The organism is Campylobacter concisus, assembly GCF_003049085.1.
In the GTDB taxonomy this organism is placed as follows: Bacteria; Campylobacterota; Campylobacteria; order Campylobacterales; family Campylobacteraceae; genus Campylobacter_A; species Campylobacter_A concisus_H.
In genome coordinates this window covers 174,475-187,416 of sequence record NZ_PIQX01000004.1, presented here as the reverse complement: position 1 = coordinate 187,416, position 12,942 = coordinate 174,475, and the positions used below count along the sequence as shown (strand labels likewise).

General features: G+C 39.0%; 11 protein-coding genes and 1 pseudogene. 6 read left to right on the top strand and 6 right to left on the bottom strand.

Annotated features, from left to right (window positions below; genetic code table 11):
• Nucleotides 1–4: 4 nt before the first annotated feature.
• Both CVT13_RS06395 and dnaG read right to left on the bottom strand, forming a co-directional pair.
• A complete protein-coding gene (locus CVT13_RS06395; RefSeq protein ID WP_107811985.1) occupies nucleotides 5–1,240 on the bottom strand; it encodes a M20 family metallo-hydrolase in 1,236 nt (411 codons plus the stop codon).
• Nucleotides 1,241–1,344: 104 nt separating this feature from the next.
• Nucleotides 1,345–3,024, bottom strand: coding sequence for a DNA primase (dnaG, locus tag CVT13_RS06390; protein WP_107812028.1), 1,680 nt, complete (start codon nucleotides 3,022–3,024; stop codon nucleotides 1,345–1,347).
• Between the two features lie 55 nt (nucleotides 3,025–3,079).
• Between dnaG and CVT13_RS06385 the strand changes: the two genes are divergently transcribed.
• The 4 genes from CVT13_RS06385 to aroC are packed head-to-tail and all read left to right on the top strand — an operon-like array spanning nucleotide 3,080 to nucleotide 6,267.
• Complete coding sequence (locus CVT13_RS06385) at nucleotides 3,080–4,111, top strand: tetratricopeptide repeat protein (RefSeq protein ID WP_234411986.1); 1,032 nt, start codon at nucleotides 3,080–3,082, stop codon at nucleotides 4,109–4,111.
• Nucleotides 4,089–4,523, top strand: coding sequence for a ribonuclease HI (gene rnhA / locus CVT13_RS06380; protein ID WP_021090299.1), 435 nt, complete (start codon nucleotides 4,089–4,091; stop codon nucleotides 4,521–4,523). Before CVT13_RS06385 ends, rnhA begins: the two co-directional genes overlap by 23 nt.
• Nucleotides 4,520–5,191, top strand: coding sequence for a ribonuclease III (rnc, locus tag CVT13_RS06375; protein ID WP_107811983.1), 672 nt, complete (start codon nucleotides 4,520–4,522; stop codon nucleotides 5,189–5,191). The genes rnhA and rnc overlap by 4 nt, the downstream gene beginning before the upstream one ends.
• An 8-nt stretch (nucleotides 5,192–5,199) precedes the next feature.
• Nucleotides 5,200–6,267, top strand: a complete 1,068-nt coding sequence (gene aroC, locus CVT13_RS06370; protein ID WP_107811982.1) for a chorismate synthase — start codon at nucleotides 5,200–5,202, stop codon at nucleotides 6,265–6,267.
• A gap of 48 nt (nucleotides 6,268–6,315) precedes the next feature.
• Here aroC and CVT13_RS06365 read toward each other — a convergent pair.
• Nucleotides 6,316–6,948, bottom strand: a pseudogene (locus CVT13_RS06365) (autotransporter outer membrane beta-barrel domain-containing protein); the annotation flags it as partial.
• A 256-nt stretch (nucleotides 6,949–7,204) separates the two neighbouring features.
• Between CVT13_RS06365 and CVT13_RS06360 the strand changes: the two are divergent.
• The gene (locus tag CVT13_RS06360; RefSeq protein WP_107811980.1) at nucleotides 7,205–8,467 is read left to right on the top strand and encodes a DNA repair protein; all 1,263 of its coding nucleotides are present in this window, start codon (nucleotides 7,205–7,207) and stop codon (nucleotides 8,465–8,467) included.
• On the top strand, nucleotides 8,457–8,765 hold the full coding sequence (locus tag CVT13_RS06355) for a YolD-like family protein (RefSeq protein WP_234411985.1): 309 nt from the start codon (nucleotides 8,457–8,459) through the stop codon (nucleotides 8,763–8,765). Before CVT13_RS06360 ends, CVT13_RS06355 begins: the two co-directional genes overlap by 11 nt.
• Nucleotides 8,766–8,796: 31 nt before the next feature.
• On the opposite strand, the gene CVT13_RS06350 is transcribed toward CVT13_RS06355, so the two are convergent.
• The 3 genes from CVT13_RS06350 to CVT13_RS06340 all read right to left on the bottom strand — a co-directional run bounded on the left by CVT13_RS06350 (nucleotide 8,797) and on the right by CVT13_RS06340 (nucleotide 12,932).
• Nucleotides 8,797–11,238, bottom strand: a complete 2,442-nt coding sequence (locus CVT13_RS06350) for a molybdopterin-dependent oxidoreductase (protein ID WP_107811979.1) — start codon at nucleotides 11,236–11,238, stop codon at nucleotides 8,797–8,799.
• A gap of 20 nt (nucleotides 11,239–11,258) precedes the next feature.
• Nucleotides 11,259–11,828 (bottom strand): hypothetical protein, encoded by a 570-nt coding sequence (locus tag CVT13_RS06345; RefSeq protein WP_107811978.1) that lies wholly within the window; start codon nucleotides 11,826–11,828, stop codon nucleotides 11,259–11,261.
• A 426-nt stretch (nucleotides 11,829–12,254) separates the two neighbouring features.
• Nucleotides 12,255–12,932, bottom strand: a complete 678-nt coding sequence (locus tag CVT13_RS06340) for a sel1 repeat family protein (protein ID WP_107811977.1) — start codon at nucleotides 12,930–12,932, stop codon at nucleotides 12,255–12,257.
• Nucleotides 12,933–12,942 lie beyond the last annotated feature (10 nt).

Sequence of the window (12,942 nt, the reverse complement as noted above, 5' to 3'; positions counted from 1 at the left end):
CTCCTTATTCATTTGATAGTTTAATTAGTGCATTTGTTAAAATTTGTGTAGCTTTGAAAGCATCATCAAAATTTATAGCTTCTGCTATATTGTGACTGATGCCGCCAACGCAAGGTATAAAAAGCATGCCAACGCTACTTGCAAGTTTTGTTAGATTCATCGCATCGTGTCCAGCTCCGCTTGGTAAATTAAGCGTTTTTATGCCAAGTTTAGCAGCCTCTTCACTTAGTAAATTTATAGCATGCTCACTAAGTTTTACTGGCTCATCACTACTTAGTTCTCTTATCTCATAACTAAAATTTAGCTTACCGCTTAGCTCTTTTATAAAATTTCTAAGCTCTAAATTTAGCTCTTCTAAGCTTGTCTTATCAATATCTCTTAGATCAACTCCAAGCCTCGCCTCGCCTGGCACGACGTTTAAAACGCCCGGTTTTGCATGTGCGTAACCAACGGTTGCTACAGCAGTTTTTTTGTTTTTTGCAAATTTATTTGCAGCGATGATGATATGTGAGGCGGCAAGCAGAGCATCATTTCGCATATTCATCGGCGTTGCACCGCTGTGATCTGCCTTACCATGAATAATAATTTCAAATCTAATAGGAGCAGCGATACCGCTTACTACACCAACGCTTATGCCACTTCGCTCAAGCACCGGACCTTGTTCAATATGCAGTTCTAAATATGAATGAAGTGAGTGTTCTTTTAAAATAGAATCATTTAAATTTTGTGGCTCAAGTCCAAATTTACTCATCGCCTCAAAGAGCGAGATGCCGTCTTCGTCTTTTAATTCATGAAGCCTTTGTAGACCAAGTTTGCCACTTATTATCTTACTACCAATGGTCGCTGTCTTAAACCGACTTGACTCTTCACAGCAAAAGCTAATCAGCCAAAGCGGACGCTTTAACTTAATGCCAGCCTCTTTTATCGATGTTAATGCCTCAAGTCCAGCCATAACGCCAAGCGTACCATCATAAAAGCCGCCATTTGGCACGCTATCTATGTGAGAGCCCACACAAACTGGCTTCTCGCCTGGCTCACAGCCATCATCATAGATGGCAAAGATGTTGCCAATATTGTCAATTTTAAGTTTAAAGCCATTTTCTTCTATTAAATTTATAAGAAAATTCCTAGCCTCCAAGTCTTCTTTGCTAAATGCAAGCCTTGTTAGCCCTCCACCTTTTAATGCTCCAAATCTACTTATAGCATTAAAATTCGCCTCAAATCTTTTAAAATTTATCATAATAAATCCTTAAAAATAAAACTAATCTTAAAAACATTTATTACTTTGAACATTTTACATTTAGTTTTATGATTTAAAGCTGAATAAGTGTTAAATTTTGAAATCTAATTTTTTTGTAGTTTGTTGTGTAAGCCTTTAATAATCTCTGAAATTTTTTGCATTATTTCGATTTTATTTGGCTTTTGTGATTTTCTAGTATCTTCGCGAAACTTTTCGTAGTATTTTAGTTTTAGCTTTAAAATAGCCTCTTTAAGGCTCTCTTCACTAGAAGCTACGTTTGAGCTCTCATCAACATAAATTTCTCTAACAAGTACCGCATTATCTTCAATATTTGGCAATAAAACAGCCTGAAAATAATCTTTATGATGCAAGAAGAATTTCTCCTCAAGTTCGTTTAAAACAATAGTTTCGTAATTTTTATTTGCAAGCATGCTCTTTAAAACACTAAATTCCAAAATATCAGTTTTATCTTTTTTTTGAGCCGTTTGTTTATTTATCGTTGTAGCATTTGTAAAATTTTGATCTTGTCTATTTATATATCTTTGTCCGTGAAGACTAAAAGTATTTAGCTCTATTTTGAGTAAATTTGAGACCAGCGATTCGTAGCTTTTTGCAATTATTGGCTTTAGAGAATTTGTAAATTCCACTATCTCTTCTAAACATTTTTGCTTTTGCACTGGGCGCGTAATATCATATTTTTTTACAATTTGCTCAATATAAAACTCACCAAGCTCAGTCCCAGAGCCAAACATCTCTTTTAGCTCGTCGCTTCTACCTGCAAAAACCATATCCGCAGGGTCTGCACCATCTTTTATAATTACAACGCTTCCATCTATTTCGTTTTGCACTAAAAGACGAGATGACTTTATAGCGGCATTTATACCAGCCGAGTCACCATCAAAACAAAGTACTACGCTTATCTCGCCTCTTTTTAAAAGTGGCAAGTGATTAGTCGTAAGAGCAGTCCCAAGCACAGCAACGGCGTTTGTAAAGCCCGCAAAATGAAGCATGATAACATCTAGATATCCCTCTGTGATGATAATCTGCTTCTTTTCAAAAATGCTTTGTCTAGCTAAATGATAGCCGTAAAGCAGCTTTGACTTGTCAAAAACTATGCTTTGTGGAGAATTTACATATTTTGCAGGATGATCTGAGATCGTTCTACCGCCAAAGCCGACTAGCTTTGCTGTATGTGCATATATAGGGAATGTGATACGCTCGATAAAACTAGCATAAATTCCCTTCTCGTTTTGCTTTACGATTCCAACTTCAAGCGCCTCTTTTGGCTCGATATTTTCATTTTGTAAAAGCCTAATGGTACTAGCACTCTCCCCTGCCCAGCCAAGCTCAAATTTCTCTATCATCGCGTCATTTATGCCACGAGAATAGATATATCTCACAGCGGCTTCATGCTTGAAAAATTCGCTCCTATAAAAGGCGTTTGCTTTTTCTAAAATGTGCTTATTTTCTTTTTGTGTTGGGGCTTTGTCGCTTGTGTATTCGAGGCTAAAATTTACAAGGCTAGCTATTCTTTCGATAGCTTCTGGATAGGTAAGTTTCTCATAATCCATTACAAATTTAATCGCATCTCCGCCGGCCTTGCAAGCAAAACAGTGAAAAATTTGCTTGCTTTGACTTATGCTCATGCTAGGATTTCTATCATCGTGAAATGGGCAGACGCATTTATAGTTTGCACCCATTTTTTTGACTGGCAAATAGTGCTCTATAATGTCAACGATATCGATTTGATTTTTGAGTTTTTCTATGGATTTTGGATCTATCATAAGCAAAATTATACAACCGCTTTGTTATAATTAAAGTAAAATTTTATTACAAAGTATGAGCGTGGATATTTTTTTCATTGGGCATAGAGATCCGATATTTAGCCTTATTATTTTATTTAGCATTATTTTGATGATAGCTGCATTAAGCTATGCTTGGGGTATCTTTTCAAGCAAAGATGAGAAAAAACGCATTGAAAAATTTATAAGAAAATTTGATAGCAAAGATGGCATAAGTAGCGAGCATAAACAAATGCTACAAAGCCCAGAGATAGACGCCCAAAGCCTTTGCATGCTAGGGCAAACTTTTGCCAAAAATGGTGATTTTGAAAAATCAATTAGTGTTTATCTCATCGCACTTGGCAAAGTTAGAGATAAAAATGAAAAAGAATTTATTCTAAACGAGCTTGGAGAGGTCTATTTTAAGGCCGGATTTTTAAAAAAAGCTAGCGAAGTCTTTGAAAAAGTGCTTGAACTAAGCCCAAGAAATGTGCTTGCACTTCGCTTTTTAACGATGATAGATGAAAAACTTAAAAACTACAAAGAAGCTCTTTATGCGCTAAATTCTCTTGAAGAGCTTGGTGTAAATGTAAAAGATCAAAAGGCCTATATAAAGGCGATCAGCACGCTTGATGATAGAAATTTAAGCTTTAGTGAAAAGGTAGAAATTCTCTCCCGTCTTAGCCAAAATTTTGAGCTTTTAAGACGTATGATCTTAGCACTTTTCATAAGGCACAATGAAAATTTAGAAAATTTAAAAGATTTTGCTCGTTTTGAAGATGTGATCGATCTGCTTTACAATCTAAAAACGCCTATAAATTTAAGCGATCCAAAATACAAATCCCTCTTTTACGCAAAGGGCGATATAGATGAGCCATGTGAAATTTACGGCTTTGAGCTAAATGCCATAAAAAGGCTAAAAGACGCTAAATTTGAGGCGGCTGGGCTAAGCTTTAACTACGTTTGCAAAAGCTGCAAAAACTCATTTCCCATGCACTTTTACCGATGTCCGGTCTGTCACGAGCTAGGAAGTGTCAAAATTTTATCCCACATCACAGAAAAACCAAGTGAAGATAGTAACACTTTTTAGCGACGGCTCATGTCTTGGAAACCCTGGAGCTGGCGGCTGGGCGTATATATTGAGATTTAACGAAGCGCAGAAAAAAGCAAGCGGCGGCGAGGCATATACGACAAATAACCAAATGGAGCTAAAAGCTGCGATAATGGGGTTAAAAGCGTTAAAAGAGCCTTGCGAAGTAAGGCTCTTTACCGATAGCTCATACGTGGTAAATAGCATAAATGAATGGCTTTCTAACTGGCAAAAGAGAAATTTTAAAAACGTAAAAAATGTAGAGCTTTGGCAGGAGTATTTAGAAATTTCAAAGCCTCACAAAGTCGTGGCAAGCTGGGTTAAGGGGCACGCTGGACACCCTGAAAACGAGGAATGCGACCAGATGGCAAGAGATGAGGCATTAAAAATAAAAGATGAGAATGAAAGATGAAAATTTTAGAAGAATTTGAAGAGAATCTTAGATATAAATTTAAAAAAACTGAACTTTTAGAAGAGGCGCTAACACACAAGAGCACCAAACAGGCGTTAAATAACGAAAGGCTCGAGTTTTTGGGCGATGCGGTGATGGATCTACTCGTGGCTGAATATCTTTTTAAAAAATTTAGCAAGATCGCAGAGGGCGATATGAGTAAGCTAAGAGCCGCACTTGTAAATGAAAAAAGCTTTGCAAATATGGCAAGGCATCTAAAAATGGGTAAATTTTTAAGGCTAAGCACGGCTGAAGAGAATAATGGCGGACGCGAGAAAGATAGCATTTTAAGCGACGCATTTGAGGCAGTGATGGGCGCTATCTACCTTGAGGCTGGACTTGATAAGGTGAGAGAAATTTCGATCGCTCTGCTTGAACTTTGCTATCCACAGATCGACTTTGCACACCTAGAAAAGGACTACAAAACCGCTCTTCAAGAGGTCACTCAGGCTAGTCTTGGTGTCATACCAACATACGAACTCATCGGCACGTCAGGTCCTGATCACAAGAAAGAATTTGAGATAGCCTTGCTACTAAATGGCAAAGAAATTTCACGCGCCGTTGGCAGCTCTAAAAAGCAAGCCCAACAGCTTGCAGCAAAAATCGCACTAGAAAAAATCAAAAAATAGGAAAAATTTTGAATACTTTTGGCAAAAAACTAACTTTAACAACCTTTGGTGAGAGCCACGGAGTGGCGATCGGTGGTGTGATAGATGGACTTCCAGCTGGGCTAAAGATCGATACAGATTTCATCCAAAGTGAGCTTGACAAGCGTCGCCCTGGACAAAGCAATTTCACAACCGCAAGAGATGAAGCCGATAAGATAGAAATTTTTAGCGGCGTCTTTGATGGCATGAGTACTGGAGCACCGATAGGTTTTGCCATTTTTAACAACAACCAAAAATCAAACGACTATGAAAATTTACGTGAAATTTTCCGTCCAGGCCATGCAGATTTTACATATTTCAAAAAATATGGTTTTAGAGATCACAGAGGCGGCGGACGCTCAAGCGCAAGAGAAACGGCCGTTAGAGTAGCTGGTGGGGCTTTTGCGCAGCTGCTTTTAAATGAGTTTAATATAGAAATTTTAAGTGGAGTGCTTGGTATAGGCAAAGTTTTTAGCGATAAAATAGACTTTAATTTTGCTAAAAATTCTCAAATTTATGCTCTTGGCAATGAAGAAGCGATGAAAGAAGTGGTAAATAAAGCTAGAAGCGAGCACGATAGCGTGGGAGCTGTGGTTTTAAGCGTGGCTAGAGGAGTGCCAGCTGGTCTTGGTGAGCCCCTTTATGATAAGCTAGATAGCGCGTTAGCAGCTGCTTTGATGGGCATAAACGGCGTAAAGGCCGTTGAGATAGGTGCTGGCGTAAATGTAAGCTCTATGATGGGCTCAGCAAACAACGACGAGATGGACGAGCTTGGCTTTTTGAGCAACAATGCTGGTGGCATACTTGGCGGCATAAGCAGTGGCGCCGAGATCGTACTAAAGAGCCATTTTAAGCCTACACCTTCGATATTTAAAGAGCAAAAGACGCTAAATTTAGCTGGCGAGGCGGTTGATTTTGAACTACGAGGTAGGCATGATCCATGCATAGGCATACGAGGAAGCGTCGTTGCAACCGCGATGATAAGGCTAGTTCTTGCGGATATGCTCTTACTAAATACAAGCACAAAGCTTGAAAATTTAAAGAAAATTTACGGTTAAATCTATAAAAATAAGTAAATTTAGTGGCCCAAAAAAGCCACTAAATTTTTAGAATCTATAAGCAAACTGAAGTTTTGCGCTACTTTGATCTTTTTTACCAAAAGATTGTGCTATGCCAAAATTTATGAGTGTTGCATAAGTTGGCGTATATCTTAGACCGACCTCAACCTCTGGGCTTGTGCCTTTTTGGGTTAGGCTGATCTCCTCGTCTTCTTGGATCACCGCTATTTTTGACTTGGTGTTAAATTTATACTCAGCACTAATTTTTCCATAAGGATTAAATTTACCAGCATCATAGGCTATTTTTGAGTAAATTTTAGCTCTACTTGATGTAACGCTGCTAAATTTTAATGTGCTTTGTCCGATATCTGCCTCATCGCTACCGACATAAGAGAGTGCGTAGTTTAGCCCACCATCAAGCATAAAACTACCAAATTTTATCTTTTTGCCGACGCCAAAGCTAGCATTGTAATATGGCATTGAAGTTTTATAATCTACATCTTTTGCATCAACCTTGGTTTGACTCCTACCAGCTTTTGCCATGATATCTATATAAAAATCACGTGGTAATTTTAGCCTTGAAAAAATACCAAATCCATAGTTTCTAACTCTACCATCTATTTTGGCATCTTCATCGCTGTTATCAAATGTTGGCATAGCAAAGGCCCCAAGCATAGACTCGCCATTTTTATTTTTACTTTGCTAGAATTTACATCACCTCTATCTGTTAAACCAATATAAACACCTGATTGTCTACTTTTTTCGATATTAGAACCAATTATATTAACTTCGTTGTGCGTTGCATTTGCTCTGATTCCACTAGTAAAATTTATCCATTTTACTTATTTTGTTTCTAAAAAATTTTTATTAGAAATTTTAGCCTTAAGATCGATTTTTCAAAAACGAACTTTTACTAATTTTCATCTATAATCACTCCATGAAAAACGAAGCACAAAAATTTTATGCCGTCATTGATCTAAAGTCATTTTACGCCTCAGTTGAGTGCGTGGAGCGAGGTCTTGATCCGTTTAAAACCGATCTAGTCGTAGCTGACGATAGCCGTGGCAACGGAAGTGTTTGCCTAGCCGTTAGTCCAGCCCTTAGAGCTAAAGGTGTGAAAAATAGATGCAGGCTTTTTGAAATACCAAAGGCTATAAATTTTATCATCGCACCGCCTAGAATGCAGTTTTACATCGACTATGCGGCTAAAATTTATGAGATATACCTAAAGTATGTCTCAAAAGATGATATCTATGTCTATTCTATCGATGAGGCCTTTATCGATCTTACTTCTTATGTTAAATTTTATAATACCGATGCAAAATCCATAGCCAAAAAGATAATGGATGAAATTTTAAAAACTACTGGTGTGACGGCTACCTGTGGCATGGGCACAAATTTATACCTTGCAAAAATCGCCCTTGATATCCTGGCTAAACACAGCGATGATGGGATTGCATTTTTAGACGAGCAGCTTTATAAAGAACGCCTTTGGACGCATCAACCGCTAGATGACTTTTGGCGTATCGGTAAGCAAACTAGGCTAAAGCTGGAAAAACATGGAATTTTTTGTATGAAAGATATAGCAAATGCTCCGCGAAGCTTACTTGAGAAATTTTTTGGAGTTGATGCATATATAACGATAGATCACGCAAATGGCATAGAGTCAACGACAATAGCTGACATAAAAGCATATAAACCAAGTACAAAATCCTACTTTAGCTCTGAAATTTTACCAAGAGACTACGAGCGTTGCGAGGCAGTAGTCGTACTAAAAGAGATGGCTGATAGGCTAGCGCTTAGGATGATCAACAAAGAAGTAATGGCAAGTGGAATAACGATAAATATAAAATTTGCCGACAAGCTTGAGCCACTACAACGTGCAAGCGTTCGGTTTAAGACACCAACAAATGTTTCAAGCATGCTGATGAGTTCAGCCGAAGAGTTGCTCTTAAATAAGATAAAAAATGTTGGGCTCATTAGGCAAATTAGCATTAGTGCAAACGATGTAGTAAAAGAGAGTCTAGCTCACTCTAGTCTTTTTGAGGATGACACTAAAGAAAAGGCGGTTTTAAAATCCCTAAATCTCATAAAAGAAAAATTTGGTAAAAACTCGGTTTTAAGAGCGATCGATCTACTGCCAGAAGCCACTGGGCAAGACCGAAATAAAAAGATCGGAGGGCACAAAAGTGGCGAGTAAAGATAGAGCAAAAATTTTTAGCTCGTTTAATCCCCTATCAACCTTAGAGCGAGCCTTGCGACAAAAAGAGCGAGAAAAATGCGAAAAACTAGAGCTTGATGAGAACAAAGTCGATGAAATTTTAAAAAAGATAAGCGAGCTAAGGCTGGCTGATGAAGTATATGTGAGCTATCATGACGGCTACACCTATACAAGTGCTAGAGGGCTAATCTCTGACGTAAATTTCAAAAACAAAACTCTTATGGTTGTAAAAACTAGGATCAAATTTGAAGATATAAATGACCTAAAAATAATTTAGCCCCCAAGCGAGGGCTAAATTTATATAAATTCTACAAAGATTGTAAAATTTTTGGTTTAGAAAACGCAGTTATTGGTTTGATCTCGCCTTTATATTTTTCAAGATCAGCTAGTATCGTATGTCCGCAGTTGCTTTGAGCGATACTAGACGTACCTTTGTCGCGTGTTAGGACATTGATGCAGCCGTGCTTACAAAGGCTTCTTTCGCCAAGTACTTCAGGATCATACCATGCACCTTCGCAAATAGCGATGACACGCTCTGGGATGATGTCAGTAACAAGCGCTCCTACTAAAATTTCACCCCTGTCGTTAAAGACTCTCACTACATCACCAGTTGCGATGCCTTTTTTCTTAGCGTCGTTTGTATTTATTAACATCGGCTCTCTTGCGCTCACTTCAGCGTAGTTTCTGATTATTGAGTTATTTAGCTGAGAGTGGAGGCGATATCTTGAGTGTGGGGTTGTGATGCTAAATGGATATTTCTTAGCTTTTTCACTACCAAGCCACTCAAACGGCTCGATCCAAGCAAAGTGTGGAGCAAAGTCTTTGTAGCCAAATTTAGCAATAGTTGGAGAGTATATCTCTATCTTGCCTGATGGCGTGCCAAGGCGATTTTTGTGTGGGTTTTCTCTAAATGCACTAAGTCTTGTGTAGTATTTTGTCTCTTCATTGTCTTTGTCAAATTTGACATAGCCCTCTTTCCAAAACTCATCAAAGTTTGGCATTTTAAGATCTAGTGCTTTGGCTTGTTCCACCGCATCTGCGTAAAATTCTTTTGCCCAGCCAAGCTCATCTTTACCCTCAGTAAAGACCTCTTCTCTGCCCCAGCGTTTGCAAATTTGTGAGCATATCCAGTAGTCGCTTCTACTTTCTCCCATTGGCTCAACTACTGGTTTGTATGCCACGATGTATTCGCTTGATGGGACACTTTGGTTGATGTCATTTCTCTCTACCTCAAGTGCCACTGGTAAGACAATGTCGCTTAATTTAGCTGTGCTTGTCCAAAATGGCTCAGCTGTGATAACAGTATCAAATTTACGCCACGCTTTTACGGCGTTATTTACGTCTTGATGCCTTGTAAACATCGATCCAGACGCCATGTAAGCCACTCTCATGTGTGGTAGCTTGATCTTTGAGCCGTCATAGTCTATCTCTTTGCCAGGGTTTTGCAAAGCCTCGATCGATCTTGAAGATGGGATGGTGACGTTTTTAAATTTCTTCCAAGGAGCGCCATCTACGTTGTCGTATTTCTCGCTTATGCTAGTGCTGATGCCTTTTAGTGACGGAGCGATCTTGTCTGTAGCGCCATTTGAGTGGTAGAGGTTAAACTCGAAGCCAAGTCCCTCTTTGCCTATCTGACCTAGCATCGCGCTAAGTGTTACGATACCCCAAAAGCTCATCTCGCCGTGATCTTGTCTTTGAAGTGATCTGCCTGCGATGATGACGCTTGGCTCTTTTGCAAGTGCTGTTGCAAATTTTGCGATATCCTCAGCTTTTACACCACAAATTTTGCTAGCCCAGTTGATATCTTTGACTACCTTGTCGGTTGTGCCAAGCAGGTAGTCTTTAAATTTATTAAAGCCAACTGTGTATTTTTTGATAAATTCTTCGTCATAAAGCTTGTTTTCATATAGATAGTGGCACATGCCAAGCATCATTGCTACGTCGGTATTTGGACGAACGATGATAGCTTCAGAGTCAAGGTATCTTGTGGTGTCGTTTTTAAAGACGCAAACGCTATAAGTTTTTATGCCTGCCTCTTTTATCTTTTTGATGCCAAGATAGCCATCATGTGTTGGTGGTTGCCATGAAATTTGATCAGTTACAAGTGGGTCAGTGCCCCAAAATACAACATTTTTAGCGTTTTTAGCGATAGCCTCCCACTTTGTCGGAGCATCATAAACGGCGCTGTTGCCTAGGACGTGAAGCATGATAACAAGGCCAGCACCCGTTGAGTAGTCGCCGCTCTCTTCTACATATCCGCCAAGCACTTTTAGCATCCTGTGACCAACAGTCCTACCCCAGCTGATCTTGCCGCTACCGCCCCACCAGTAGCACTCGCCGTAGATGCTCTCAGGGCCATACTTATCAAAATTTTCTTTTAAGGCTTTTGCTGCTAGATCAAGTGCAGTCTCCCAGTTAACGCGCACAAATTCCTCTTTGCCACGAAGCTCGCTCTTAGCTGCGCCTTTTGCCTTTAGGTAGCTCTTTCTCACGTATGGATAGAGCACGCGGCTTTCGTTTTGGATGAGGTCTGGCAAGCTGTTGTTCATGGTATTTGGGAATTTATCGCCCTCAAATGGATCAACAGAGACGATTTGATTTGAGTTAGTATTTGCCCAAAATAGACCAAATCTATTTGCTCCAAAAGTTTTCTTTTGGTCAAAAATGGTTTTTGTCACACCTTCAATCCTACTTGCTTGTGCCGCAGTGGCTGCAAGTGCAGAAAATTTTATGAAATCTCGTCTTTTCATATTTTCTCCCTTATGAAAATTTATTTTACTTTTTTGGCATTGTGTTGTAAGTATTTGAGCACTAAATTTAGGTCAGTTTCATCTAGTGCTACAAATTTCGCATCGACCATTCCAGCTAAATTTGCTGGCCACTGAGCCGCTGTAAAGCTATTTGGCTCATGAAGCCTATGACATGCGGAACAAGTCTCTTCGTAAATTTGTTGTGCTTTTACGTAAAGCTTTTTTGCATCGCCACCAAGTGCATCATTTGGCACTTCGTAAACACCCTCTGCTTGGTACCAAACCTCGCCGTAGTCATCTTCAAGATCTTTTACTTTTTTGAAATTTGCCTCACTCTCGTCATTAAAAGCTACAAAGATTTCTGGATCTTCTATACTTCTTTGAAGTTGGGCTAAGTAATTTGCCGAAACTACGCCACTAACCTTGATCTTGCTCGTTTTATCGCCTTTTTCGACGACTTCAACTGGTGTTAAAACCTCGATCTTTCCGATCATCTTGCCATCTAGCGTTATATTGGCATCTTTTGCGATGACATCGGCACTAAAAGCAAGACTACATGCTAAGGCAGGGGCTAAAAATAGCATTTTCATGTTGCAATCCTTAAAAATAAAATTTAAAAAAATCTTATAACCTAATGGCTTAAAATTACATTGTAATATTTAGCTTTATTTAAGAAAGTTAATATTTACTTTTGTTAAAAATAAGATTTAGCAGAAAATTTATCAATGGGTTTTATCGATTGTTTTGATGGCTAAAAATACAAGCAAACACAAGCTCTGTAAAAATTTTAATTATGGATCTAGTGAAGTAAAAATTTAACTTTACTTCACTAGCTACTATAAAAAGTATGGCAAAGTTTTTATAAACTTAAAAACATAAATTAGTAAACCTCTTACAGTATTTATAAATATACTAAAAGTTACTACTCTACATTGCTGGCTATGCTAAGACTTTCTAGAGTTTTATCATTTTAAAATTTTTGTCAAAACGCCTTATTGTCAATTTAACAGCTTTGCTTATCGCCTAGCTCGCACGCCTTTTTTCGCATTTGCTTTGCCTTTTTCGCGTCTTTTTTTTACTTGCTCGTATCTGTTTTCGTTGAAATTTCCCTCATACAGCCACGCCGCTCTCGCGCAGCCGCCTACGTAGCCTAGCTTACACGAGCGCTCGTAATACTCCATCATCTCGCCAATATCGCCTCCCATTCGCTCTATCATCCAACCCACGTTGTAGCATCCTGGAGCGTATTTTTTGTTGCATAGGGTATTGTTTATCGCAAACGACTGCACCTCGTCGCCCAGCTCTTCTTGTATGAAATTGGCTAGCGCCAAGCAACCGGGCAAATACTCGTAAAGGACGCAGCTAGCCTTGTAATACGCGCTAATCTTAGTCTCGCGCTCGATCTTATCTGCGGCTTTTACTAGGTTATTTTTATAAAGTTCGCCCAGATAAAAGCAGCCCTCGCCGTCTCCTTTGGCGCAGGCTAGGCTAAATAGCCCCTCCGCCGCGCCGTAGTCTTGCTTTAAATTTGCCGCTACCATGCCCGCTTGTACGCACTCTTTGGTGGCGTTTAGGTCTGGATTTTTGCATTTTTTGAGCTTTTCTAGCGTATCTGCGGCTAGCAATGGCGAAAGGCCGGGCTCGCTAGCAAATAAATTTATCGCCACAAGTAGCGCAAATAATAAGATTTTCATTTTTATCCTT